The sequence below is a fragment of the Streptomyces sp. Sge12 genome (genome assembly GCF_002080455.1).
GTDB lineage: Bacteria > Actinomycetota > Actinomycetes > Streptomycetales > Streptomycetaceae > Streptomyces.
Window position 1 is genome coordinate 578,757 of sequence record NZ_CP020555.1, and the last position, 24,731, is coordinate 603,487.

The 24,731-nt window shown below is 73.3% G+C and carries 26 protein-coding genes and 1 pseudogene; 7 read left to right on the top strand and 20 right to left on the bottom strand.

All coding sequences use genetic code 11. The features are described from left to right. Positions 1-66: 66 nt before the first annotated feature. Positions 67-1,065: a LysR substrate-binding domain-containing protein gene (locus B6R96_RS02675; protein ID WP_081521415.1), complete on the bottom strand. Its 999-nt coding sequence runs from the start codon at positions 1,063-1,065 to the stop codon at positions 67-69. A 71-nt stretch (positions 1,066-1,136) separates the two neighbouring features. Here B6R96_RS02675 and B6R96_RS02680 point away from each other — a divergent pair, with 71 nt between their 5' ends. Continuing rightward, positions 1,137-2,108, top strand: coding sequence for a dihydrodipicolinate synthase family protein (locus tag B6R96_RS02680; protein WP_081521416.1), 972 nt, complete (start codon positions 1,137-1,139; stop codon positions 2,106-2,108). Positions 2,109-2,538: 430 nt separating this feature from the next. Continuing rightward, positions 2,539-3,219: a transglycosylase SLT domain-containing protein gene (locus tag B6R96_RS02685; RefSeq protein ID WP_030390531.1), complete on the top strand. Its 681-nt coding sequence runs from the start codon at positions 2,539-2,541 to the stop codon at positions 3,217-3,219. 18 nt (positions 3,220-3,237) lie between these two features. Here B6R96_RS02685 and B6R96_RS02690 read toward each other — a convergent pair whose 3' ends face one another. From B6R96_RS02690 to B6R96_RS02720, 7 genes are all read right to left on the bottom strand, one after another. Continuing rightward, complete coding sequence (locus B6R96_RS02690) at positions 3,238-4,143, bottom strand: squalene/phytoene synthase family protein (protein WP_081521417.1); 906 nt, start codon at positions 4,141-4,143, stop codon at positions 3,238-3,240. Positions 4,144-4,196: 53 nt separating this feature from the next. Further along, positions 4,197-5,918 carry a serine/threonine-protein kinase gene (locus tag B6R96_RS02695; protein ID WP_081521418.1) on the bottom strand — a complete coding sequence of 574 codons (1,722 nt, stop codon included), beginning with the start codon at positions 5,916-5,918 and terminating at the stop codon, positions 4,197-4,199. A gap of 27 nt (positions 5,919-5,945) precedes the next feature. Then, positions 5,946-7,574, bottom strand: coding sequence for a peptide-N4-asparagine amidase (locus B6R96_RS02700; RefSeq protein ID WP_081521419.1), 1,629 nt, complete (start codon positions 7,572-7,574; stop codon positions 5,946-5,948). A gap of 112 nt (positions 7,575-7,686) precedes the next feature. After that, a complete protein-coding gene (gene rraA, locus B6R96_RS02705) occupies positions 7,687-8,166 on the bottom strand; it encodes a ribonuclease E activity regulator RraA (protein ID WP_030390535.1) in 480 nt (159 codons plus the stop codon). Between the two features lie 331 nt (positions 8,167-8,497). Continuing rightward, on the bottom strand, positions 8,498-8,764 hold the full coding sequence (locus tag B6R96_RS02710) for a GlsB/YeaQ/YmgE family stress response membrane protein (RefSeq protein WP_030390536.1): 267 nt from the start codon (positions 8,762-8,764) through the stop codon (positions 8,498-8,500). A 100-nt stretch (positions 8,765-8,864) separates the two neighbouring features. Further along, a complete protein-coding gene (locus tag B6R96_RS02715; RefSeq protein ID WP_081521420.1) occupies positions 8,865-9,767 on the bottom strand; it encodes a DMT family transporter in 903 nt (300 codons plus the stop codon). Continuing rightward, positions 9,764-10,636, bottom strand: a complete 873-nt coding sequence (locus B6R96_RS02720; RefSeq protein ID WP_081521421.1) for a phosphatase PAP2 family protein — start codon at positions 10,634-10,636, stop codon at positions 9,764-9,766. Before B6R96_RS02720 ends, B6R96_RS02715 begins: the two co-directional genes overlap by 4 nt. Positions 10,637-10,789: 153 nt before the next feature. On the opposite strand from B6R96_RS02720, the gene B6R96_RS02725 reads away from it, so the two are divergent. After that, positions 10,790-11,422, top strand: a complete 633-nt coding sequence (locus tag B6R96_RS02725; RefSeq protein WP_051779905.1) for a TetR/AcrR family transcriptional regulator — start codon at positions 10,790-10,792, stop codon at positions 11,420-11,422. Between the two features lie 245 nt (positions 11,423-11,667). Here the strand turns inward: B6R96_RS02725 and B6R96_RS02730 are convergent, their stop codons facing one another. Then, positions 11,668-12,210, bottom strand: coding sequence for a TerD family protein (locus B6R96_RS02730; protein ID WP_030390540.1), 543 nt, complete (start codon positions 12,208-12,210; stop codon positions 11,668-11,670). 439 nt (positions 12,211-12,649) lie between these two features. Here B6R96_RS02730 and B6R96_RS02735 point away from each other — a divergent pair, with 439 nt between their 5' ends. After that, positions 12,650-13,468 carry a glutamate ABC transporter substrate-binding protein gene (locus B6R96_RS02735; RefSeq protein ID WP_081521422.1) on the top strand — a complete coding sequence of 273 codons (819 nt, stop codon included), beginning with the start codon at positions 12,650-12,652 and terminating at the stop codon, positions 13,466-13,468. Between the two features lie 121 nt (positions 13,469-13,589). Here B6R96_RS02735 and B6R96_RS02740 read toward each other — a convergent pair whose 3' ends face one another. Further along, a complete protein-coding gene (locus B6R96_RS02740) occupies positions 13,590-14,156 on the bottom strand; it encodes a DJ-1/PfpI family protein (protein ID WP_081521423.1) in 567 nt (188 codons plus the stop codon). Between the two features lie 218 nt (positions 14,157-14,374). Here B6R96_RS02740 and B6R96_RS02745 point away from each other — a divergent pair, with 218 nt between their 5' ends. Then, complete coding sequence (locus tag B6R96_RS02745; protein ID WP_081521424.1) at positions 14,375-15,196, top strand: endonuclease I family protein; 822 nt, start codon at positions 14,375-14,377, stop codon at positions 15,194-15,196. 114 nt (positions 15,197-15,310) lie between these two features. Then, entirely contained in the window at positions 15,311-15,619 is a 309-nt protein-coding gene (locus B6R96_RS02750; RefSeq protein WP_051779906.1) for a DUF3040 domain-containing protein, read from the top strand. 112 nt (positions 15,620-15,731) lie between these two features. Here the strand turns inward: B6R96_RS02750 and B6R96_RS02755 are convergent, their stop codons facing one another. The 3 genes from B6R96_RS02755 to B6R96_RS02765 all read right to left on the bottom strand — a co-directional run bounded on the left by B6R96_RS02755 (position 15,732) and on the right by B6R96_RS02765 (position 19,197). Continuing rightward, positions 15,732-17,363 carry a beta-N-acetylhexosaminidase gene (locus tag B6R96_RS02755; protein ID WP_081524940.1) on the bottom strand — a complete coding sequence of 544 codons (1,632 nt, stop codon included), beginning with the start codon at positions 17,361-17,363 and terminating at the stop codon, positions 15,732-15,734. 62 nt (positions 17,364-17,425) lie between these two features. Then, entirely contained in the window at positions 17,426-17,872 is a 447-nt protein-coding gene (locus B6R96_RS02760; protein WP_081521425.1) for a GlcG/HbpS family heme-binding protein, read from the bottom strand. Between the two features lie 77 nt (positions 17,873-17,949). Beyond that, positions 17,950-19,197, bottom strand: coding sequence for an MFS transporter (locus B6R96_RS02765; protein ID WP_081521426.1), 1,248 nt, complete (start codon positions 19,195-19,197; stop codon positions 17,950-17,952). A gap of 233 nt (positions 19,198-19,430) precedes the next feature. On the opposite strand from B6R96_RS02765, the gene B6R96_RS02770 reads away from it, so the two are divergent. Then, the gene (locus tag B6R96_RS02770) at positions 19,431-19,883 is read left to right on the top strand and encodes a MarR family winged helix-turn-helix transcriptional regulator (protein WP_081521427.1); all 453 of its coding nucleotides are present in this window, start codon (positions 19,431-19,433) and stop codon (positions 19,881-19,883) included. A 29-nt stretch (positions 19,884-19,912) separates the two neighbouring features. Here B6R96_RS02770 and B6R96_RS02775 read toward each other — a convergent pair whose 3' ends face one another. From B6R96_RS02775 to B6R96_RS02805, 7 genes and pseudogenes are all read right to left on the bottom strand, one after another. Then, the gene (locus tag B6R96_RS02775) at positions 19,913-20,443 is read right to left on the bottom strand and encodes a hypothetical protein (protein ID WP_081521428.1); all 531 of its coding nucleotides are present in this window, start codon (positions 20,441-20,443) and stop codon (positions 19,913-19,915) included. Then, positions 20,440-21,126, bottom strand: coding sequence for an RNA polymerase sigma factor (locus B6R96_RS02780; RefSeq protein ID WP_237291290.1), 687 nt, complete (start codon positions 21,124-21,126; stop codon positions 20,440-20,442). Before B6R96_RS02780 ends, B6R96_RS02775 begins: the two co-directional genes overlap by 4 nt. Positions 21,127-21,134: 8 nt before the next feature. Next, the gene (locus B6R96_RS37610; RefSeq protein WP_051779698.1) at positions 21,135-21,581 is read right to left on the bottom strand and encodes an LPXTG cell wall anchor domain-containing protein; all 447 of its coding nucleotides are present in this window, start codon (positions 21,579-21,581) and stop codon (positions 21,135-21,137) included. 102 nt (positions 21,582-21,683) lie between these two features. Continuing rightward, positions 21,684-22,224 (bottom strand): annotated as a pseudogene (locus tag B6R96_RS37615) (GntR family transcriptional regulator); the annotation flags it as partial. A gap of 146 nt (positions 22,225-22,370) precedes the next feature. Further along, on the bottom strand, positions 22,371-23,000 hold the full coding sequence (locus B6R96_RS02795) for a class I SAM-dependent methyltransferase (protein ID WP_030389242.1): 630 nt from the start codon (positions 22,998-23,000) through the stop codon (positions 22,371-22,373). 98 nt (positions 23,001-23,098) lie between these two features. After that, positions 23,099-23,473 carry a YbjQ family protein gene (locus B6R96_RS02800; protein ID WP_030389243.1) on the bottom strand — a complete coding sequence of 125 codons (375 nt, stop codon included), beginning with the start codon at positions 23,471-23,473 and terminating at the stop codon, positions 23,099-23,101. A gap of 50 nt (positions 23,474-23,523) precedes the next feature. After that, complete coding sequence (locus B6R96_RS02805) at positions 23,524-24,207, bottom strand: response regulator (RefSeq protein ID WP_081521429.1); 684 nt, start codon at positions 24,205-24,207, stop codon at positions 23,524-23,526. Positions 24,208-24,731 lie beyond the last annotated feature (524 nt).

Here is a 24,731-nt window from a genome sequence, read left to right on the forward strand (position 1 = left end):
CCCGCTCTGATCGAATCGGTCTGGATCACCGAACGTACACGGACGGCACGCGGTACGGGAGTTGTGTCACGACACGGCGCGCGACCCGGCCAGATCCGGCGGTACGGCGGCCCGAAGTGCGGCGCCGAAGGCCGCCACGGCGGGGTGGGCGCCGGCCCCGCTGCGGAAGGCGAGCTTGGTGCGGCGCTGCATGAGCAGGCGCGTGAGGTGTACGGCCGGATCGGCGGGGCCGGTGACTCCGAGCTGCGGTACGACGGCCACGCCCTGGCCCGCAGCGACCAGCGCGAGCACGGTGGCGAACTCGTCGACCCGGTGGCGGACGCGCGGGGTGAAGCCGGCGGCCTGGCAGGCCCGGACGGTCATGGCGTGGCAGAGGGTGCCGGGGGTGGCGGTGATCCAGGGAGCCCGGGCGTGCGTCCGCAGGGCCGCCCCCTGGTCGGGTTCCGGGCCGGCGGGCCGGCCGGGGTCCGGGGCGGCGGCCGCGCCGGGGTCCGGCTCGGCGGGCGGGGCGGCGGGCGGTACGGCGGCCGGGTCGGCGGGCGCGGCCAGGTACATCGCCTCGCCGTAGAGCGGTTCGGTGGCCAGTCCCGGCTCGGGCTCGGCGGGTACGAAGTCGTACTCGTGCACCAGCGCCACGTCCAGGTCCCCGGCGCGCAGGGCGTGCGCCACCGCGGCCGGGTCGGTCTCCGAGACCATCGGCTCCAGCCCCGGGTGCCGCCGGGCGAGGGCGATCAGGGCGGCCGGGACGATGGCCCGGGTCGCGGTGGGGAAGGCGCCGATCCGCAGCACTCCGGAGAGCCCGCCGCGCGCCTCGGCGAGGTCGGCCTCGGCCTGTTCGAGGCGTTCAAGAACGGCCTCGGCGTGCCGGACCAGGTTCTGGCCCGCCGGGGTGAGCCGGACCCGGCGGCCGGTGCGCTCCAGCAGCGGCAGGCCGGCTTCGCGTTCGAGGACGGTGAGTTGCTGGGAGACCGCCGAAGGGCTGAAGGCGAGGGCCTCGCCGACGGCGGCGATGGTGCCGCGGCAGGCCAGTTCGCGCAGCAGGCGCAGGCGTCGTACGTCGAGCATCGGCTCAGCTTACGGTTCGGGTAAGAAACGCGAACTGGATTTGATCCTTTCCGCGGGCGAGGCTCGTCGGTATGGCACAGGACATCGCAGGCATCACAGACATCGCAGGGGTAGCGGCAGCAGCGGCGGCCCTCCCGACCCGGCCGTTGCAGGGGATCCACGTACCGCTCGTCACGCCCTTCACCCGTACCGGGGAGGTCGCCGCCGAGGCGCTGGAGGCGCTGGCCCACGAGGTGCTCGACGCCGGCGCCACCGGGATCGTCGCGCTCGGCACCACCGCGGAGGCGGCCTGCCTCGAGGAGGCGGAGCGCGACCTCGTCACCACGGTGTGCGCCCGGGTCTGCGGGGAGCGGGGCGCGCCGCTGACCGTGGGTGCGGGGGCGAGCGGCACCCGGGCCGCCGAGGCCTCGCTGGCCCGGCTGGCCCGGTGGCCCGGGGTGGGGGCGGCGCTGGTGACGGTGCCGGCCTTCGTCCGGCCGGCGGCCGCCGGTGTGCTGGCGCACTTCGCGCGGCTGGCTGCTGCGAGCCCCGTCCCGCTGATCGTCTATCACGTCCCGTACCGCACCGGGCAGCCGCTGGACGCGGCCGCGCTGCGGGCGCTCGGATCGCTGCCGGGGGTCGTCGGGGTGAAGTACGCGGGCGGCGGCATCGGCGAGGACGCGGTGGCACTGCTCGGTGACCTGCCGGACGGGTTCGAGGTGCTGGCGGGTGACGACGTGTACCTGTCGCCGCTGCTGGCGCTGGGTGCGGCGGGCGGGATCCTGGCCTCGGCGCATCTGGCGACGGGCCGGTTCGCCGAGCTCGCCGGGGCCTGGCGGGCCGGTGACGTGGCGCGGGCGCGGCCGCTGGGGCACGCGCTGGCCCGGATGTCGGCGGCGGCCTTCGCCGAGCCGAATCCGGCGGTGCTCAAGGGCGTCCTGCACGCGCAGGGGCGGATCCCGACGCCGGACGTCCGGCTGCCCCTGCTGCCGGCCTCGGAGGGGGCGGTGAAGGCGGTGACGACCGCACTGCAGGGGCTGGACGGGCTGGACGGGCCGATGTGACCCGAGGGGCCGACAGGGCGGCGCCGAATCGGACGCAAGCAGGCGGCGCAGCTACCGACAATCCGCCGGAAAGAGTCCCCCATGGGCGATTCGCCACCTACGGGCCGCTCGCCCGAATGAGACACCCGGACAGCGGACTTGCCCGAATTGGCCACCCGGCCGGTAAACCGTGATGTGAGCCACACCCGACACTTCAACATCATTTCCCGCGAATAGCCGATTCCCTTTTCCCGGAAAGGGAATCGGCTATTGCGCCATGACGCCTTCAAGGTCATTTACCCGACCGAAAGCGAGATGTCGATCTATCGGGGGAATTCGGGGCTTGTTCCGGCGCGGCGCGCTCGCCTACGGTCACCTCGTTCCTGGTGGTCAGCTGCCGAATACGGCCCCCGCCCGGGATCTCCCGTCCCCCCACGTGAGGAATTCCGCCATGCCTGCAAAGGGTAAGCACCGTCGGCCGAAGCACTACCGGATCACCCGCAAGCTGGCCCTCGCCGGCACAGGTGGCGCGGCCCTCACTCTCCCGCTGATCAGCGCGACCACCGCCGGTGCGGTGGAGACGGCCGCCGCCCCCACGACCTATTCCGTGGTCGCGGGCGACACCCTTTCGCAGATCGCGGCGCAGCATTCCCTCACCGGCGGCTGGCAGAAGCTCTACGAGGCGAACCGGAACGTCGTGGGTGACAACCCGTCGGTCATCCGGCCCGGCATCAAGCTGACGATCGGCACCCAGGCGAAGACGGCCGCGGCGGCCAAGACCGCTGCCGCCGCCAAGCCCGCGACCGCCTACCCGAACAATCTCGACGGGTGGATCCGCGAGTCCCTCGACGTCATGGCGAAGCACGGTATTCCCGGCTCCTACAACGGAATTCACCGCAATGTGATGCGCGAGTCCTCCGGCAACCCGCTGGCGATCAACAACTGGGACATCAACGCCCAGAACGGGATCCCGTCCAAGGGCCTGCTCCAGGTCATCGACCCCACCTTCCGCGCCTACCACGTGCCCGGCACCTCGCAGGACTCCTACGACCCGGTCGCCAACATCACCGCCGCCTGCAACTACGCGGCGGCGCGCTACGGCTCGATCGACAACGTCAACGGGCCCTACTAGGAAACTCCCTGCACCGGTTCACACCGGGCGACGCCGGGCGGCGCGGACGAGGATCCGCAGGGGCGCCGCCGGGCCGTACCCGATGTCCCGGCGCAGGGCGGCGACCCCCGCGCGCTCCACGGCAGTGAGCTGGTGCGCCATCAGCTCCGTCATGGTCGAGACCACGGGACGCAGTCCGGGCTCGGCGAGGTCGAGAATGCCGCGGGTGTCGTCCAGAGCCGTACGGGCACGCCGGCACTCGGCGGCGAGGAGGGCCCGTACGGCCGGGGTGTCGCGGGCCTGTTCGAGGTCGGCGCGGGTCACCCCGTGTTCGGCGAGACGGGCGCGGGGGATGCAGAGCCGGCCGTCCGCGAGGTCCCCGCAGAGGTCGGCGAGGAAGTCCACGCGCTGGGCGGCGTCGACGAACCGCCGCCAGCCCGCCGCCTGTTGCTCGTCGGGGCCGCCCCGGTACTGGAGCCCGGTGAAGACCAGCACCCCCGGCAGCGCGTACGCGTCCAGGTAGGCCTGGAAGTCCTCCTCCGCCTCGAAGCCGTCGAATCCGGCCTCGGCGGTGGCGGCGCCCGCCAGGAAGCGGGAGACCCAGTACGGCGGCAGACCGCGGGAGTCCACCGCGTGCGCGTAGGCCCGCAGCAGCGGGTCGGGGCTGTCCCCGGACTTCAGGGCCGCCTCCACCCGCTCGGACAACGCGGCGAGGCCGGCGGCCCGTTGCTGCGGGGTACCGGTCTCGGCGACGTCGTCGACGAGGTTCATGAAGGCGAGCCCCGCGGCGAGGCAGGGCACCAGCGGCGGCGCGGCGAGCATCCGCAGCGCCAGGTACGGGGCCGGCTCGCGGCGGAGCACCCGGCGGGCGGCGTGCGTGTAGTCGTCCCGCAGCCGGGAGCCGGACACACCGGCCGCCGTGAGGGTGGTGCGCCAGCTGGGCATGGTGGTCCTGCTCCCTGACCTGTCGGACCGTACGTGCGTACGGCTACAGGATGTCAGGAGCCGACGACCTTCTTGACCTTGCCGTCGATGCCGGCGAGCACGTAGCCGCCGCGGCCGTACTCGTCGCTGAGGTAGGGGCGCATGCAGGGGACCTGGTCCATCATCCACGGCTCGACGATCACATAGGTCGAGGTCGGCTTCTCGACGCCCAGCTCCTTCTTGGACTGCTCCAGCAGGCCGGGCAGCGCGTCCCAGTTGACGGTCGACATGTCGATCAGCGGCTCACCCTCCTCGACCGTGCCGTCCGGCCCGGTGCGCTTGGCCGAGCCGTCCCGGTACTGCCAGGCGTCGACGGTCTCGGCTCCGGGGGCGGTGGGGATCGAGGCGAGCACGTACCCGTCGTAGACCTTGAGGTCCACGAAGGTCGTGGTGCCGGTCTTCTCCTTGAGCGCCTCCAGGGCGGTCCGGATGTTCTGCGGGGTGAGCATGCTGCCGCGGACCGCCGTCCCGGCCTTGGACGTGCTCGCCTTCGGGGCCGGGGTCGAGGCGGCGCCTCCGGGGGTGGCGACGACGGGCCGGGTGGCGCGCGCGTCGACGGCGTCGTCGTCGCCGGCGTTCCCGTCGGGCAGCAGCTGGACGACGGCGACGACGGCGGCCGCCAGCACCGCCGTGAGCGCGGCGCCGATCAGGGCCGGGCGGCGCCGGCGCGGGACGGACGCCAGCGGGACGGGTGTGGTGCTGGACCCGTAGGGGGAGGCACCGGAGCCGTACGGCGGCGGGGTGGGCGATCCGTAGGGGCCGCCGTACGGGCCGAACTGGCCGGGGGCGGCCGGCGCGCCGCCGGCCGGCGTGGCCGCGGCGGGCGGCGGCGGGGTGAGCGGCGGTGCGGGAAGGACCGGGGGCACACCTGCCCCGTAGCCGGATCCGAGAGCGGTGCTCGCGTCGCGGAGCAGTTGTTCCAGCTGCGCCCCGTCGGGCCGCGCCGCCGGGTCCCGTACGAGCAGCCGTTCCAGTACGGGCGCCAGCGGGCCGGAGCGCACGGGCGCCGGGATCGGTTCGTCGAGCACGGCGACGACGGTGGCCAGGCTGGTGGCCCGGCGCAGCGGATGGACCCCCTCCGCGGCCACGTAGAGCAGCATGCCCAGCGACCACAGGTCCGAGGCGGCCAGCCCTTCCTCCCCGCGGACGCGTTCGGGCGCGATGTACTCGGGCGAGCCGATCAGTACGCCGGTCGAGGTGAGCCCGGTCGATCCGTGCAGGGCCGCGATGCCGAAGTCGGTGAGCACCGCCGACCCGCTGGGGCGCAGCAGCACGTTGGCCGGCTTCACGTCGCGGTGGAGCACCCCTTCGGCGTGCGCGGCGCGCAGCGCGGAGAGCACGTCGAGGCCGAGCCGCAGTACGTCCGCCGGCGGCATCGGCCCGGACTCCAGCCGGTCGTGCAGGGAGCCGCCCTGGACCAGCTCCATGACGATCCACGGGTGTCCGTCCGCGCCCTCGGGCGGTTCGACGATGTGGTGGATCGTCACCACGTGCGGGTGGGCGAGGCGGGCGAGGGCGCGGGCCTCGCGGACGGCCCGTTCGCGCAGCTGGTCGGTGAGGCCGGGTTGGGCGGCGGCGGTCGCCGGGTCCGGCGGGCGCACCTCCTTGAGTGCGACCTCGCGGTGCAGGGCGATGTCGCGGGCGCGCCACACCGTACCCATGCCCCCGCTGCCCAGGGGTGCGACCAGCTCGAAACGGCCGTCGATCAGCTGTCTGCCGGCCTCACTCGTATCCATGGCCGCTCATCGTAGGGGGCGGCGGGATCAGCAGCGCAGGCGGTCCACCGTCAGCGTTCCCTGGACGGTGGCCACCGTGCGGTCGTAACACCCGCCTGGTGCTCCGGACCCGTACAGGCGGTAGTGGGCGGAGGTGGTGGCGACCGCGTGCCGCTGGTCGCGCGGGACGTTCGCGGTGTAGGTGGCGTCGCCCGTGTACCGGTCGTCGAGCCGCGAGCTGTCGACGGTGCGGCCGCCGCGCACGGTGACGGTGTCCGCGCGGTCGCCGAGGGCGATGACGGTGCGCAGCCGGTCGCCGTCCCCGAGGGTGGTCTCGCCGTCCATCGTGTAGGTGCGGTCGGTGCGGGTGGTGGTCTGCCCGTGCGTCACGCGCTCCTCGTCGGTCCAGGTGGCGGCGAGCGCGTCCTGGTTCTCGCCGTCGGTCCAGCGGTGCACGGAGGTGCTCCGCACGGTGCGGGTGACGGTGGTGGCCACCCGGCCGTGGGAGGTGTTCAGGTGTCCGGCGACAGTGAGCCGGTGTCCGCCCTCGGTGTCCAGCCGGTGCGGTGCGCCGGGCGTCGCGGCTGTCCAGCGGGAGTGGCCGCTCGGATCGCTCTGCTCGTGCCGGGTCAGGGCGCCGGTGACGACCTCCCGGGCCTCGTCCTGCCAGAGCAGCAGATTGGTGGGTGTGCTCCAGCCGCTCTGTCCGGCCGGCACCCCGGCGACGGAGACCTCGATCCGGTGCGGGCGGCCGTCGTTGAGGAGCGCGGCGTAGGGGGTGAGGTCGTAGCGGATCGGCTGGACGTCGAAGGCGCGCGGACCCGGGGTGACGTACCAGAGGAAGGGGTTGGACCAGCCGCCGGTCCAGACGGTGGGGAAGGGCGCGGCGATGCCCGCGAGTTGTCCGTCGACGGAGACGCGGACCTCGCGGTGGGGGCCGTCGGCGGCCTTGCAGGAGTACGGGGCCGCGTCGGGGGTGGTCATGTACCAGTACTCCTCGCAGCCGCCGCCCGAGCCGGTGGCGTACACCTCGGCGAGCAGGCGCTCCGTGTTGCGCGGGGTGGTGACCGCCGGGGAGGTGAGGGGCAGGACGCGGTCGGGGGTGTCGGGGGCCCGGGTGCGGCCTTCGGCGGCGTAGAAGGTGAGGGTCACCCGGACGTCGATGACGCCGGTGTAGGTGTCGTCGACGACGTTGCCGATGAGCATTTCGACGGGCTGCGGGCGGGCGAGGGTGTCGCGGTAGCGGGTGACGTCCTTCTCGACGGCCCAGGTGATGCCGTCGGGCGAGGGCTGCGGGGTGGAGGTGCGCAGGATCTCCACCCCGCCGAGGGAGAGGTGGCCGAGGCGGTCGTACTGGCGGCCCTTGACCTTGCCGTCCAGGCGCAGGACCACCTTGGCCCAGCCGTCGGCGCCGCAACCGGTGGGCGGTGCGTAACTGGCCCGGTAGGGGGTGAAGTCACGGAACCGGGCTTCCGCGAGGGTCACTTGGCAGGAGCGGGTCGCGGGGCGGGTGACGGGCGGGGCCGCGGTGAGGGGGTCGTGCCAGTCGGTCCCGAACTCCGCGGGCGGCGGGTCGGCGGCCGGGGCAGCCGCGTGCGCGGGTGCCGCGGCGGCCAGGGTGGCGGCGGTCAGCGCGATGGCGCCGAGCAGGCCGGTGATCCGGTGTCGTCGTCTCATGGACCCGCAGTGAAACCCGGCCCGCGACGGCCGTGCCAGGGCCGGGACTTCGGCCCTGGCCGGTTCTGATCCGCCCGGTCCGCCGGTACGCCGGTACGCGGCGGGGGGCGGATCAGCGCGGCAGGACGACCACGCCGTCGTCGTCCGCGTGGACGGTGTCGCCCGCGCGGAAGGTGATGTCGCCGATGGTGACGGGCTCGTCGACTGCGCCGTCGCCGGTCTTTCCGCTCTTGCGGGGGACCGTGCCCAGCGCCTTGATGCCGAGGTCGAGCCCGCCGAGGGCGACGCTGTCGCGGACCGAACCGTTGATGATCAGTCCGGCCCAGCCGTTGGCCTCGGCCGCGCCCGCGATGAGGTCGCCGACGAGGGCGGTGCGCGGCGAGCCGCCGCCGTCCACGACGAGGACCGCGCCCTCGCCCGGCGTGTGCAGGAGGGTGCGCAGCAGCGCGTTGTCCTCGTGGCAGCGGACGGTCCGTACGGGCCCCGCGAAGAGCCGGCGTCCGCCGAACTGGCGGAACCCGGTGGTGCAGATGGCGAGGGACTCGCCGTACTCGTCGTACAGGTCGGCGGTGGGGACGGGGGTGACGCTCATCGGGTACCGGTTTCCTCGCTGCTCGTACTCGAACTCGGGCTCGTACATCGCGGTGGTGCGGCCAGGGTAGTCGGCCGGTCGCGCGGAGCGGCCGGGTGGCTGCCGGGGGGATCCCCGGGGCCGAGTAGGAAGGGCAGGGAGGCCGCTGCCGGGACGGCCGGCAGCGGGAACTGCGAGCCGGACATCGGCCGGAACCTGACGGGCGGCCGGGCGGCCGCTCGCCGGGGCGGCGTCGGGCTGGCGGCCGGGACACCGGCCGCGACCGGCGGCAGGAGCATGTCCGGGCAGGCGAGTCCGGCGGCCTCGGCCGGGCGGGGCCCCGAGGGCCGGGTCAGTCGCGGGAGTTGCCGAAGAGGATGCGGTAACCGATCAGCAGGACCAGCGAGCCCGCGATGGCGGAGCCCCAAGTGGCGAGGTCGAAGAACTCGGTCTGGATCGGCTTGTCCAGGACCTTCGCCGAGAGCCAGCCGCCTATGAAGGCTCCGGCGACACCGATGAGGGTGGTGCCGATCAGGCCGCCGGGGTCCCGGCCGGGCAGCAGGACCTTGGCGATGCCTCCGGCCAGCAGTCCCAGGATGATCCAGCTGACGATCCCCATGTCCAGTCACTCCGCTTCGGTCGTCCGGTCGTTCTGTTGTTCAGTCGTTCGGGCGTTCTCCTCGGAGGACGCGACCTGGGCCGAAACGGTTCTCCGCAGCTCAGACGGCCACGCGGCCGACCGGTACGGGCAGCTCGGCGCCCGCGACGGCACTCGCGACGGCGCCGGCGCCCGGACCCGCCGGGGCGGAGGGCGTCCGGGTGAGCAGGACCACTCCGCGCGCCGCGAGCAGGGCTCCGGTGGCCGCCAGCAGCACCCCCGCCAGTCCGCCCTGCAGCCGTTCGCCGAGCAGGACCATGCCGATGACGGCCGCGGCCAGCGGGTTGGCCAGGTTCACCACGGCGAGCGGGGCGCCGAGTCCGCCGCGGTAGGCCCGCTGCGACAGCAGCATCCCGCCGACCGCGAACACCATGACGAGCAGGGCCACGGAGACGACCCGGACGCTGAGCAGTGCTCCGCCGCGCCCGGCCGCCACGGCCACCGTCTGGGTCAGGGCGGAGGCGGCCGCGGAGGCCAGGCCCGACGCGGTGGCGTGGCGCAGGCCCGAGCGAGGGTCCTTGTCCGCGGTCAGCATCATGATCACGGCCATGGTCGCGCCGGAGACGGCCAGCGCCTCGACCAGGGTGAGCGTGTCGTCGGGGGCCGGCCCGGAGGCCGGGAGCAGCAGCAGGCCGAGCCCGGCGACGGTGGCCAGGGTTCCCCGCCATTCGGTGGCCACCACCCGGCGGCCGGACCTGCGCGCACCCAGCGGGACGGCGGCGACCAGGGTGAGCGCGCCGAGCGGCTGCACCAGGGTGAGGGGGCCGTACCGCAGGGCCGCCGCGTGCAGCAGGGCGGCGGCGGCGTTCAGGCCGGCCGACCACCACCAGGCGCCGGAGCCCATCAGGGCCCCGGCGGTGCGTGCGACCGCGGCCCGTGCGAGCCGTTCCTGGGCGACGGCGCCGGCCGCGTAGGCCGCGGCCGAGGCGAGGCAGAGCCCGACGGCGAGGGTGGTGTCGTTCATTGTCCTGCTCCTACGGCCGCGTCCGCGCTCCTCGGGCGCGGCAGGCCTCGTACGGACCCGTCCGGGTCGTTCTCGTGGGTCGCCCCGGGGTCGGGCCCGGCGGCGTCCGCATCGTCGTCGCGTTCGTCGTCGGGTTCGCCGTTCGCGCGCGGCTTCGGGACCAGCAGCAGGGCCGCTCCGAGGAGGACGGCGGCCACGACGGCGTCGAGCCAGTAGTGGTTGGCGGTGCCGACGATGACGATCAGGGTCAGCAGCGGGTGCAGCAGCCACAGGAACCGCCACCGCGAGGAGGTGGCGGCGATCACGCCGACGGCGAGCATCAGCGCCCAGCCGAAGTGCAGGGAGGGCATCGCGGCGAACTGGTTGGCCAGGGTGTCCTCGGCCGGTGCGGCCCGGTAGACGCTGGGCCCGTAGACCTGCGCCGTGTCGATGAGCTGCGCGGCGCCGAGCAGGCGCGGGGGCGCGAGCGGGTAGGCCAGGTGCAGGGCGAGGGCGGCTGCGGTGAGTGCGGCGAGGACCCGGCGCGTCCACAGGTAGTGGGCGGGGCGGCGCACGTAGAGCCAGATCAGGAAGAGCGCGGTCGCGGGGAAGTGGACTCCCGCGTAGTACGTGTTCGCGGTGGTGACGAGGGCGTCCCCGTGGAGCAGCAACCGCTGCAGGAGGCCTTCGCCCGGTAGGTGCAGGGCGCGCTCGGCGTCCCATATTCGCCCGGCGTTGCGGAAGGCCTCTTCGGTGCGGTCGGTCGAGAGCAGCCGGCCCGCCTTGTATGCGGCGAAGAAGCCCGCGACGAGCAGCAGCTCGCGTATGAGGCGGCGGCGCGCGGCTCTCGGTGCGGCTGCCGGCTCGGCAGGTGTGGTGTGGGAGCTCATCCCCCGGTCTCTCTTCCTGTTAACGCGCACAGCGACACGCCAGTGTATCGATACATTGGCGTATCGATACGCTGGTGTACCGATACGGTTGCGTTCCCGTACACTTCCGTAGTGGAACCTGCCGCCGAGGCGCCCCCGAGGAGAGCCGCATCCATGACGTCGCCACCGACCCCCGCGCGCCGCTCCAAGATCACCCCGGAGCGTGAGCAGGAGTTCTACGACGCCGTACTGGAGCAGCTGCGCGAGCACGGCTACGAGGCCCTGACCATGGAGGGCGTCGCCGCCCGGGCCAGCTGCGGCAAATCCACGCTCTACCGGCAGTGGAAGACCAAGCCCCAGCTCGTCGCCGCCGCCCTGCGCGCGGGCCGGCGGGGCACCCTCGTCGCCGTGGACACGGGCTCGCTGGCGGGCGATCTGCGCGAGGCCGCGCGGATCGCGGCCGGCACCTCCGGCAGGGACACCCGGCTGACGCAGGCCCTCGGGCATGCCGTGCTCAGCGACGAGGAACTCCAGGCCGCCCTGCGCGAGGCGCTGGTCGAACCGGAACTGGCCGCCTTCGCCGAGATGGTCGGACGGGCCGTGGCGCGCGGCGAGATCGCCGCGGACCACCCGGCGGTGGAGTTCCTGCCCGCCCAGCTGATGGGCGTGCTCCGGATCCGGCCGGTGCTGGAAGGGCGGTACGCGGACGCCGACTACCTGGTCCGGTTCGTCGACGCCGTCATGCTCCCGTCCCTGGGCCTCGCGCCATCCCACCCCGCCCGGCCTCCGGCCGAGCGGGCCCCCTGAACCGGCGGGCCGCCGTCCTGATGACCTGACGGCGACCCGCCCGCGCTGCCTCGTGGGGACGGCGGCAGCGCGCCACCCGGATCGGGCGGCGACCACTCACCCCAGGAGTGGTCGCCGCCCGATCTGTGCGGCCTCCCGATCCATGCGGCCCGGCGGAGCGCCGCCTCAGCGGAGCGCGGCCTCAGCGGAGTGCGGCCTCAGCGGAGTGCGGCCTCAGCGAAGTGACGCCCCGGCTGAGGGCGACCTCAGCGGAGGGCGCCCATGGTCCGGGCGAATTCCTCCGGGTCCGCGTCGGAGCCCCGCACCCACAGGTCGAAGCTCCAGGCGCCGGACGCGTCACGGGTGAACTCGGCGACGGTGGCGGCGGTCGCGGCGGCCACGGCCGCGAAGTCCCCCTCCGCGAGGTCCGTGTGGCCCTCGCGGATCCGGAATCCGGTACCGGCGATGTCGGCGAAGGTCTTCGTACGGCCCTCGGGGCCCGCGTCGGAGTTCTGGATGACCACGCCGACCACCACCCGGCCCGCCTCCGGCGCCATCCGGTTCAGCTCGATGGTCATCACCTCGTCGAAGCCGAAGCCCTGACCGGTGTGGCTGTCCCGGTTCAGCGCGATGGTCCCGTCGGGCGACCGGCTTCCGAAGTGCACGAGCTGGACGGGGGTCCCGTGCGGGTCCGCGGCGCCGTAGACCCCGGCGACTATGTCGAGGTCGTTCGCGGGCGCGCCGGCCGGGCTGGGGTCCCACCGCAGCGCGAACTCCACCTTGGCCAGGCCCTTGCGTACACCGGTCACCGAACTCCCCCTTCGTTCACGGGCATTGCCCGTCCATGATCCCACGAGCCCCCGGCCCGCTCCGGACGACCGTTCGTTCCCGGCCAGTTCGGCAGGACTGGCCGATTCGGCGAAACCAGCCGATTCGACCCAATGGGCCGCCACAGGGGATATCACCCAAACCGGGTGCAAATATACGAGTACCGAATTCGGGCAGGCGCAAGGGGCGAACAAAAGGCGACCTGCCCCCCCTTTTTCCCGCTCCGCCCCAGGTCAGCCGCAGAATGCGCCACAGAACCGGATTGTTATCCTCAAGTTTTCCTCAAATGTAGTGACGCTGCGCCCGTCCGCTTCCTAGCTTCCTCGTACACGCGTTCCGACGTTCCCCGTTTTCGCGCGGTTCCACACGCCCCCGGCGATCCCGGTGACGCGCCCCGCGTTCCTCAGGAAAGAGTGCAGCATGAAGGTTCCCCAGGCCGGTGCGGTCGCCGCAGTGATCGCGATCGCACTGACCGCCTCCGGGTGCATCGGTGACGACGGGGACCAGGGGGACGGAACCCTCGCCATCGGCATCAAGTTCGACCAGCCCGGCATCGGAATGCGGGAGGTCGACGGCACGTTCACCGGCTTCGACGTGGACGTCGCCACCTATGTGGCCAAGGAGCTCGGCTACAAGGCCAACAAGATCGAATTCAAGCAGGTCTACAGCAACGACCGCGAACTGCTGATCCAGTACAACGAGGTCAAGTTCGTCGTCGCGAGCTACTCGATAAACGAGAAGCGCAAGGAGAAGGTCGATTTCGCCGGCCCGTACTTCGTCGCGCACCAGGACCTGCTGACGCGTGCCGATGACGCCTCGATCAACAAGCCCGAGGACCTCAACTCGAAGAGCCTGTGCTCCGTCACCGGCTCCACCTCGGCCGAGAACCTCCGCAAGAACCTCGCCCCCAAGGCCGGCCTGCTGGAGCTCGGCGGCTACTCGGACTGCGTCGTCGCACTCCAGGACAGCCGGGTCGACGCCATGACCACGGACAACGCCATCCTGGCCGGCTACGCCGCACGCAAGGGCAACGAGAACAAGTTCAAGCTGCTCGGCCAGAACCTGAGCAACGAGAACTACGGCATCGGCGTCAAGAAGGGCAACAAGGAGCTCCAGCGCAAGATCAACGACGCGCTGAAGAAGATGGTCGCGGACGGCTCCTGGGAGACGGCCGTGAAGAAGAACTTCGGTTCGAACTACAAGTACGAGCCGGCGCCGCCGATCACCCCCGTCGGCTGACGATCACCGAGGTCGGGGCGATCCGGTCTCCCCGACCGGCTTGAAATCGTCCTCCGCCTCGCACGACCCGACGGCCGTGACCCCCTGGCACAGGGGGTCACGGCCGTCGGTGCGATGCCGCTCAGACCACCGGGGCCTTGCTCCGCAGCACGGTCAGGAACTCCCGCATCCAGCTCGAGTGGTCGGGCCAGGCCCTGGCCGAGACCAGCGTGCCGTCGACCACGGTCTCGGAGTCCTCGAACTCGGCGCCGGCCGCCTTCATGTCCAGTTCGAGCGCGGGATACGCGGTCACCCGGCGGCCGGTCAGCCCGCCGGCCGCGGCGGTGATCAGCGGCCCGTGGCAGATCTGGGCGATCGGCTTGTCGGCCTCCGCGAAGGCGGCCAGGATCCGGCGCACCTCGGGGTCATTGCGCAGGTACTCCGGTGCCCGGCCGCCCGGGACGACCAGGGCCTCGTAGTCCTCGGTGACCACGTCCACGAAGGCCAGATCGGCGGGCCAGGTGTAGCCGGGCTTCTCGGTGTAGGTGTCGAACCCGTCCTCGAAGTCGTGCACCACGAACCGCAGTTTCTTCACCTGCGGCGCCGCGATGTGGACCTCGTACCCCTCCTCGCGCAGGCGCTGGTACGGATACAGGACCTCCAGGGACTCGGCCGCGTCGCCGGTCACGATGAGGATCTTCACTGCCATGGGCTGCTCCCGATGGGGCTGGTCACGGTCGGTCCGGCCCCGCCCGGGGCCACCGCTACCCTGCCCGCGGCGGACAGCCGGCACACACGAAGATCCCCCACTACCGACACGTGGTTTTCACCTGTTCGGCACATGACAATGTGACCCTCGCTCTGCCACTGACACTCCGCCAATTCCCCGGGCGGGGACGGTGCGTATGGAGAGGTACCCCCCACCCGATGAGAATCTCGCGCCTGACCCCCTGGGCGGCCGCCCTCGCTGCCGCCGCCCTGTTCGCCGTACCGGCGGCCGCGACCGCCGGCCAGCAGCGCACGACCGCTCCCGAGAACCCGACGGCCGCCGCATCGGTGGACCCGTACGCGGACTACTACGCGAGCGCCCAGGGCAAGACCGGGGCCGCACTGAAGACGGCCCTGCACAACATCATCAAGACCCAGTCGAAGGTGACCTACGACGGCGTGTGGAACGCCCTGAAGGTGACCGACCAGGACCCGGCGAACCCCAACAACGTCATCCTGATCTACTCCGGCCGCTCCCAGTCCAAGTCGACGAACGGCGGCGGGGCCAACGACTGGAACCGCGAGCACGTCTGGGCCAAGAGCCACGGCGACTTCGGCACCGCCACCGGCCCGGGCACCGACCTGCACCACCTGCGCCCCGAGGACGTCACCGTCAACAGCACCCGGGGCAACAAGGACTTCGACAAGGGCGGCAGCCCGGTCGGCGAGGCGCCGGGCAGCCTGACCGACGCCGACTCCTTCGAGCCGCGCGACGCGGTCAAGGGCGACGTGGCGCGGATGCTGCTCTACATGGCCGTCCGCTACGACGGGGGTGACGGCTTCGCGAACCTGGAGATGAACGACAAGGTCAACAACGGCTCCGCGCCCCTCTTCGGCCGGATCAGCCTGCTGAAGCAGTGGAACCAGATGGACCCGCCGGACGCCTTCGAGCAGCGCCGCAACCAGGTGATATTCGACGTGTACCAGCACAACCGCAACCCGTTCATCGACCACCCGGAGTGGGTCAACTCCATCTGGTGACCGTGGCCCGCGATCACCGCGTCCCATCGGGGTTGGAGTGCGTCAGGCCGGGTATTCCCAGGCCAGAGGCTGCGACCCGCGCCCGACGGCAGCAGCCGGCGGAGGTACGTCGTGATGGACGGAGCCGGACTCTCGGATCGCGAGCAGCGCGCCCTCTCCGCGATCGAGGCCGAACTCAAGGGTGATCGCTCGCTCGACCGCATCCTGCGGTCCACATCGCACCGGCGTCACCGCATCGTGGCGGCCTGGCTGCTCGGTGCGGTGGCGGCGACGCTGTTCGTGGCGGCGTCGGTCACCGTCTCACGGCTCCTGATCTGGGCCTTCGCCGCCGTCTGGACGGTGACGGTGATCCTGGCGCTGCCGCCGGCCGTCCAGTGGCTGCGGCGTCGCGGGCAGCGCCCCGGCCGCGCCGAGCGCCTCTGATACCGACCGCCTCCGACCCCGTTCCCGGCAGAATCGCCCGGACGGGGTCGGAGGCGGGACGGGGTCGGGGGCCGGGCGGGTCAGAGGCGGTCGGTATCAGAGGCGGTCGGCATCAGAGGCGGTCGGCGAGGGCCTTGAAGTCGGACCAGGGCAGCTGGGGCGCGCGGGAGTCCCACACCTTCTGCGAGAGCGCGGCCAGCGGGGCCTGGATGCCCGCGGCCACCTGGGCCTGGGTCTGGGCGCCGGCCAGGTCGCTCCAGATGGCGAGGCGCCCGCCCAGGATCTGCGGCCCGTACGAGGCCGGGACGGGGGTGGTGCCGCGCAGCACGAGCGGGGTCCACTGTTCGTAGATCCGCTGCCCGGTGGGGTACGTGAACTGGTTGGGCTGTCCCAGCACGTAGTAGAGGAACTCGTCGTTGAGGTTGACGACCTTGCGGCCCTCGCGCAGGTACTCCAGCGGCGGTCGGGCGCCGGTCTCCTTGCCGGTCCAGTACTCGACCTGGATGTCCTTGGCGGCGCTCGTCACCCCGCCCGCGAAGAACCCGTCGTTCCACGCCTTGAGCGCCTTCCCCGACGGCCGGACCACGTCCGCGCGGTCGTTCAGCCAGCCCGTCGCCAGGTCCTGGACCCGCGCCGAGGGCCCGTACCGCTGCTGGGCGGCCCGTGCGAGCTGGGGGAAGGAGGCCTGCGGGTCGCGGTAGACCAGCGCCTGGTACTCGTCGGCGCCCAGGTGCCAGGCACCGCCGGGGAAGAGCGGAATGTACTCGCGCAGCAGCTCGTCCACGAGCTTGGCGGACGCCGGGTTCGATATGTCCACGGCGCCCTTGACCGCCCGCCCCTGCGTGTCGCGGAGCTGGAGGTCGGGGTGGGCCCGCAGGACCGCGCCGAGGTGGCCGGGCGAGTCGATCTCGGGAACGACCGTGATGTGCAGCCGGGCGGCGAGCGCGTTGATCTCGCGGACCTGGGCCTTCGTGAGGTGCGGGGTCGAGACGATCTCGGGATGGGAGTCGGACTGGATGCGGAAGGCCTGGTCGTCGGAGAAGTGCAGGCCCAGCTGGTTCAGCTTGAGGTCGGCCATCTCGCGCAGCCGGTCCTCTATCCAGTCCGGGGTGTAGAACTTGCGGGCTATGTCCAGGTTGAGGCCGCGCTGCGGTTTGGCGGGGGCGTCGCGCACCGTTCCCTCGGGGGCCGAACCGCCGCTCTTGACCGCCTGTTTGAGGGTGCGGGTGCCGTAGAACACTCCGGCCTGGTCGGGGCCGTTGATGCGGACGCGGCCGTCCTTGACGTCGAGGGTGTACGACTCGGGTCCGCCCGCGGCTGCGGCGTCCATCGAGAGCTCGACGTCCCCGGCGCGCGGCGCCGCCGACTCCCCGTATCCGATGTTCAGTTCCCCGGCCAGCAGTTTCGCCTCGTCGGACAGCGCGGCCTTGTCGTCCGGCGCGACGACCACCCGGGCGTCGGGAGTGGGCTTCCAGCCGGGGCCGCGGGCGGGCTCGTGCTCCCGTACGGCCGGGATGGTGCGCGGGGCGGTGGACAGCGGGTAGGACGGGGTCGGCGTGGGGGTGGGGGCGGCCTCGGCCGGGCGTGCCGTCGTCGCGGAGGGGGCGCTGGAGGAGTCCGGGGCGCCGGGGGCGCGCGCCTCGTCCGAGGCGGCCGTACAGCCCGGGAGGGCAAGGGTGACCAGCGCGGCGACCGTGGCCGTCGCGATGGTGTGGACCCTCTTGTGCCGCCTGGGTGTCGTCATCATGTGCCCGTGTCCCCCGTACCAACGTGGCACGGGGGACACGGGCGCGCGACCCGGCGGGTTCAGAGCAGGGCGTCCCGGGCGGACGCGGCGAAGCCGTGGTCCTGCTCGGGGGCGCCGCCGCCGACGCCGATGGCGCCGATGAGACGGCCGTCGCGGTGGACGGGCAGCCCGCCCGCGATGAACAGCAGCGGACGGTCGAGGGCCGTGGGCAGCGTGTGGAAGGGGCCGTCGGGCCGGACGGCCTCGACCAGGTCGGCGGTGGGCGCGTTCAGCTGGAGCGCCGTGAAGGCCTTGCGGGTGCTGGTCTCGCCGGAGATCAGCACGGCCCGGTCGTCGCGGCGGAAGGCGAGCAGGTGGCCCCCGGCGTCGAGGACGGTGACGCTGACCGTGACCCCGGCCGCCTCGGCGGCGGCCGCGGCGGTGGCGACGAGCAGCTCGGCGTCCTGCGTGGTCAGGGGGGCGACGGCGGTGCGGGGGCGGGTGGGGGCGTGGGTGGGGGTGGACATGCGGTGGTTCTCCTTGCGGGGGTTGCGTACGGGGTACGGGGTGCCTGCGGAGGCTGCGTACGGGGAGGAGGGAGTGGTCAGTGGTGGGCGGGGACGGCCGCGGAGGCCCGGGGCGCTCCGGCCGTTCCGGTCGGGGCGAGGGCGTCGGCGTCCCGGTCGCCGTGGGCCGCGCGTCCCGCCGTACGGCGCTCCAGTGCGCCGGAGACGAGGGCGAGCACCAGGGCGGAGGCGGCAAGTGCCGCGCCGACCCAGTTGGGGGCGGTCCAGCCGAGGCCGGCGGCGATCACGAGCCCGCCGAGCCAGGCGGCGAGTGCGTTGCCGAGGTTGAAGGCGCCGATGTTGACGGCCGAGGCCAGGGTGGGCGCCCCGGCGGCCTGGTCCAGGACGCGCTTCTGGAGCGGCGGCACGGTGGCGAAGCCGAGGGCGCCGATCAGCACGACGGTCACGGCCGCGCCGGCCTTGGTGTGGGCGGTGAGGGTGAAGACGGCGAGCGTGACGGCCAGGGCGCCCAGGGCCACGTACAGCATCGGCATGAGGGCGCGGTCGGCGTACCGGCCGCCGATGAGGTTGCCGGCGACCATGCCCAGGCCGAAGAGGACGAGCAGCCAGGTGACGGAGGAGTCGGCGAAGCCGGCGACGTTGGTCATCATCGGGGTGATGTAGGTGATCGCGGCGAAGACGCCGCCGAAGCCGAGGACGGTCATCGCCATCGCGAGCAGCACCTGGACGTTGCGGAAGGCGGCGAGCTCGCGGCGGATCCGTACGCCGCCCTCGGGGCGGGGCAGCTCGGGTACCAGCCGGGCGATGCCCAGCAGGCCCACGACGCCGAGCGAGGCGACGATCAGGAAAGTGACGCGCCAGCCGACGGTCTGCCCGACGAGGGTGCCGAGCGGGACGCCGACCACGTTGGCGACCGTCAGTCCGGTGAACATCATGGCGATCGCGCCGGCCTTCTTCTCGGGGGCGACGAGTTCGGCGGCGACGACCGCGCCGATGCCGAAGAAGGCGCCGTGGGCGAGGGAGGCGACGACGCGGCCGGCGAGCATGATGCCGAAGGCGGGGGCGAGGGCGGAGAGCACGTTGCCGACGATGAAGAGGCCCATGAGCAGCATCAGCATGCGCTTGCGGGGAATGCGGGTGCCGAGCACGGTCATGAGCGGCGCCCCGAGTACGACGCCGAGCGCGTAGCCGGTGACCAGGAAGCCGGCGAGGGGGATCGAGACCCCGTACGTGCCGGCGACCTCGGGGAGCAGGCCCATGATGACGAATTCGGTGGTGCCGATCCCGAAGGCCCCGACGGCGAGGGCGAGGAGTGCGAGAGGCATGGCGGAAGGTGTCCTTCAGGGGAGGGGGTGGTGCCGGATGCAAGGGCGACTGCGACGGCGAGAGCGAGTGCGACGGCGACAGGATCACGACGGAGCGACGCCGATTGCGGCCGCCGATTGCATGCGTCCACATTAATTGCAGACGCGGGATATTTGCAAGCGCGGGCTATTGCGCGTGTGGACTATCCTGGGGGTCACACATCCCAGCCCGGGACGCTTCGATGGAGGAGCCCATGACGGCCACGGACAGCGCGCTCACCGCCCTCTCCCAGGGCTGGTGCGCCCTCTCCCTCCTGCACGGGCGGATCGAGGCGCACATCGAACGGGCGCTGCAGTCGGGCCACGGCCTCAGCGTGCGCGAGTACTCGCTGCTCGACGTGCTCAGCCGCCAGCACAGCGGACCGGGCGGGCACCTGCGGATGCACCAGGTCGCCGACTCTGTGGTGCTCAGCCAGAGTGCGACGACCCGGCTGGTCAGCAGGCTGGAGGACCGCGGCCTGCTGAACCGCTACATCTGCGACACCGACCGGCGCGGCATCTACACGGACGTCAGCGAGGCGGGCCTGGCCCTGCTGGCCGCGGCCCGCCCCACCAACGACACCGCCCTGCGCGAGGCCCTGGACGAGGCCTCGCTCAACCCGGAACTCGCCCCGCTGGTCGCGACGGTGGAGAACCTGCGGCGCTGAGCGCTCGCCAGTGCGGTGGCGAGCGCTCGCTAGCGCGGCGGCGAGGAGGTCACGACGCTTCCGCGCGCGCCGGACGGGCTCGCCGACGGAGTCGCCGACGGGGACATCCCGCCGCCCGACGGCCGGGGCGAGACCGGGGCCGAGGGGCTCACCGACCGGCCGGCGGGCGTGGACGCCGACGGGCTCCCCGCGGAGTCCGCGCCCGGACTCCGCTCCCCGGAAGGGGACGGCTGCGGTGTGGGCGACGCCGGATGCTCCGAGGACGGGCCGGGGGCGGTGATCCTCGGCGGGGTGGCCGGCGGCACGGGACCGGTCGACGGATCCGGAGCCAGTACCAGGTAGCCGATACCGGCGGCGGCTGCCGCTGCCAGGCCCGCCAGCGGCAGCGCGAACCGCCGCAGCGCTACCGCCCGCAGCCGTCCGGTCTGCGGACCCGGCGGGTCCGCGGGCCGCAGCCGGCGGACGTCGATGCTCTCCGCGCGTGCGTCGAGGGCCTGCCGCAGCCGCCGCTCGACGGGGCGCTCGGCGAGTTCGGCGAGGTGTTCACCGTCACGCGTCATATCCGTCCCTCCAGAATCCTCTCCAGGGCGTCCAGGCCGCGGCTCGCGTTGGACTTCACCGCTCCCCGGCTGATCCCGAGGGTGGCCGCGATCTCCGCCTCGCTGAGATCGGCCCAGTACCGCAGCACCAGGACCTGGCGGCGGCGCGGCGTGAGCCGGCCGAGCGCGGCGAGCACCTCGCGGTGCGCCTCGTCCAGGACCACGTGGTCCTCGGCGGACGGGATGTCGGCCGCCGCCGGCGGGGTCCAGGCGCGGACGGTGCGCCTGCGTCGCAGCACGGAGCGCGAGGTGTTGACCACCGCGGTGCGGAGGTAGCCCAGCGCGTTGTCGACCTCGGTGATCTGCTCCCCGTGCCGCCGGTACAGGGCGGTGAAGGCGTCCTGGACCACGTCCTCGGCGGTGGCCAGGTCGTCGACGAGCAGCACCGCCAGCCGGACCATCCGCAGCCGGTGCGCGTGGTAGAGCTCGCTGACGGTGGGCGGCCGTGCCGCACCGTGGCCGGTGTGGTCGTACGTGGACGAGTCCCCGTACGAGGACCCGTACGGGGATCGGTACGGGTCCGGGTGCGACCGCGGGAAGGTGGGCGGGGCCGGGCGCTCGCGGCGCAGCAACGACCAAAGGCCCCGCCACGCCCGGCCGAAGCCGGGCGTGAGGGGGCCGACGGGTGGTGCGAGTTGGAGCACGGGATTCCTCAGCTGTTCGCGCGGCGCCGCACGGCGTACAGGGCTCCGGCGCCGGCGAGGACCAGCCCGGTGGCCCCCGCACCCATGGCGATGGTGGTCGCCGAGGAGCCAGTATGCGCGAGCTCCGGCGCGCCGGGGGCGGCGGCCGGGCCGGAGGGGGACGCGCTGGGCCTGACCTCGGACCCCGGGGCCGACGGACTGGCGCTGGGCGCAGCGCTCGGGGACGCGCTCCTCGTGTCCGATCCCGCACTCGGCGGGGTGCTCACCGACGGGGAGGGCTTGACCGCGCCCGCGGAGGGCGAGGCGCTGGAGGGCACGCTGACCGACGGGGAAGGCGCGGCCGAGCCGCCGCTCGCGGCGAAGGCGGGACCGGCGAGGGCGACGGCCACCCCGGCGGCGGCAGCGGTGACGGCCGTACGTCGGAAGGCCGGGGGGACACGCTTCAGGTTCTTCACGGTGGATCTCCACGGTCGGGTCGAGGGCGCGGGACCACGCCCTTCACCCCCGCACGACGCGCGACCCCCCGGGAGGTTGCCGCCGTTCCGGAAAAACTTTCGGACCGGTTTCCGGCAGCCCGTCCCCTGGGCGACGCCCGCGACGAACCACCTCGTCGGGGGCGGCGCGGATCCCCCGGTTCCGGGCCGGCCGGCCGACGACCGCCTCCCGCAGGGCGGGCGCGCCCTGCGGGGTGAGCGCCGCGAGCACTTGGCGCTCGGCCTGCAGCCAGGCCGTGCGCGGGAAGGCGGTCAGGTCGGGGACGCCGCGCGAGGGGTCGATCCGGCACGGTACGGCGCGCAGGGCGGCGACGAGGCCGCCGCGCGCCGCTGCCGGTGAGGGTGCCGCTGTCGGCGCGGCCGCCGGGGGCGGGGCGGCGACGACCACCGTGCCGCCGCGGACCCGGCCGCTGACTTGGCCGGTCTCCGCGAGTCGCTGGTAGGCCTCGGTGACGAGCCCCCGGGAGACCCGCAGTTCGGCGGCGAGGATGCGGGTGCCGGGGAGCCTGCTGCCGACGGGGAGGGTGCCGTCGGCGGTGGCGGTGCGGAGCCGGCCCGCCAGCCACTCGGTACGGCCGCCCGGCGGGGCCTGGCCGGACCGCACGCCGCGGTCGGGCGTGCGGTCGCAGCGCAGCGACCGGGCAGCCGCGTCCCGTGTCCCCGTGAACCGGCCTTGTCCCGGTCGGCCGATCCGGCCGGTCACGGGCTCCGGCGGAGCACACGCCCGGGCCCGTCACACGCCGCGGCGGGTCACGCGCTCCGGCGGGCGTAGCAGAAGAGGTGCTCCTCGGGGACCGCCCGGTCGTCGGCGGGCTGGAAGTGCGCGGTGTGGTGGTGCAGCACCTCCAGGCCCCGGTCGGCGAGGCGGGCCAGGTGGTCCGCGGTGGAAAGGCTGCTGACGGTGACCTCGTGGCCCATCCACTCGATGTCCAGTCCCCGGATGTCCCCCGGCACCGTGGCCATCACGAAGTACCCGCCGGGCGCGACCCAGGACGCCATCCGGTCCAGTGCCCCGGCGACCTCCGGCTGGTCCATCACCAGCAGCGGGAAGAAGGAGCACACCGCGTCGAAATCGGCCCGCTCCGGCGTGTAGGTGCGTACGTCGGCCTGCTCGAAACGGGCCTGCGGGACTCTGGCGCGGGCCAGTTCGACCATGGCGGCCGAGACGTCGATGCCGGTGACGGCGCAGCCGGCCCGGGCCAGCGTCTCCGCGGTGGGCCGGCCGGTGCCGCTGCCCACGTCCAGGACCCTTGCTCCGGCGGGCAGTCGGGCGGTGAGCCAGTCCAGTGCAGCCAGTTGGCCCGGAACGCGCCCGAACACCTCCTCGTAGCGCTCGCCCATCTCGTCGAACACCTCTGCCGCGGACTTGCGTTGACTCATCGAGCCACCCCTCCGTCGTCGCCGGGGCACCACCGTACCGGCCGGATCCCCGGGCCGCGCAGCATCCGGCCCGGGGAGCGGAGACGCCCCGGCGGGGATCAGGTGGAGGCCGGGACGAGGACCACGGCCGTCCCGTACGCGCACACTTCGGTGCCCACGTCGGAGGCGTCGGTGACGTCGAAGCGCATCATGAGCACGGCGTTGCCGCCGCGCGCCTTCGCCTGTTCGATGAGGCGGTCCATGGCCTGGTTGCGGGTCTCCACCAAGGTCTTGGTGAGCCCCTTCAGCTCGCCGCCGATCATCGACTTCAGTCCCGCGCCGATCTGGCTGCCCAGGTGGCGGGAGCGGACGGTGAGGCCGAAGACCTCTCCGATCACCCGCTCGACCCGGTAGCCGGGAACGTCGTTGGTCGTCACGACGAGGACGCCGCTCTCGTGCGCGCCGGCGCCGCCGCCGTAGTCATCGATACCCATGGCACCCACTCTGGCGCGCGCCGCCGCCCGGCGCACCCCGAATCGCGCGATCAGGGCATCCGGGCCGCCAGGCCGAACTCGTATGCGAGGACCACGGCCTGGGCGCGGCTGGACAGGGCCAGTTTGCTCATGCAGCGGTGGACGTGGGTCTTGACGGTGGCGGCGCTGAGGACGAGCCGCCCGGCGATGTCGGCGTTGGACAGTCCGGCCCCGACCAGCGCGAGCACTTCGCGCTCGCGCGGGGTCAGGGCGGCCAGTCCCGGGTGCGGGGTCCGGGCGACGGGGGCGGCGTAGGAGTCGATCAGTCCCCGCAGGGCCCGGGGGCTGAACAGCATCTCGCCGGCGTGGACGGTGGCGATGGCGGCGAGCAGGCGCTCGGGCGGGGTGTCCTTGACGAGGAAGCCGCTGGCGCCGACCCGCAGGGCGCGCAGGACGTACTCGTCGGAGTCGAAGGTGGTCAGGACGAGCACCTTGGGCCCGCCGCCGGAGTACTCACCCTGTTCGTCGCGTCCGCCGTGCGCGGCCAGGATCCGCTCGGTGGCGGTGATGCCGTCCGTGCCGGGCATCCGGATGTCCATGAGGACGACGTCCGGGCGGGTCTCGGCGGCGAGCCGGACCGCCTCCTCGCCGTCGCCGGCCTCGCCTGCCACCTCGTAGCCCGGTGCGGCGTTCAGCAGCGCGGTCAGTCCGGACCGGATCAGGAACTGGTCATCGACGACGAGTACGGACGGCATTCCCGTCATCCCCTCCCCCTCGCGGCACGGACGGCGCCTGATAGATCGTCGCCCGCTCACGCATGTCGATCAACCCCTGACCGGCGGTTCCGGCGTGCGGACCTCGCCGGATCGCAGTGCGGTCCGACCGGTCGGCAAGCATGCCGACGGGGATCCGCAGCGGTCCGGATGCATACGCGTTCCCGCCGGCGACCGGAAGCCCGGTGCGGATCGGGACCGCTGCGGGACGTGTACCAACGTGCATGTCAACCCCCTTGAGTACCCCCCAGGTTGTATAGCGTCGCCACCCAGGGTGGTAGGCCGGTCTCAACCCGTGGATGGGCGCGGCCGGGAGCGGTACGCCCGTAGATTCTCCTGCGCCGGTCCACCGGCCGGCACCGGCCCTGTCCCCCCGGGGCCCCGCGCCGCGGCCGTGCCCGTTCGGGGGCGGGCACGGCCGCCGCACGCCGCCCCGGCACCCTCGGCGGATGACGTGCGGTGCTTCGGCTGCTGACGTACGCGACCGCGCAGCTTGTCCTGGTGCC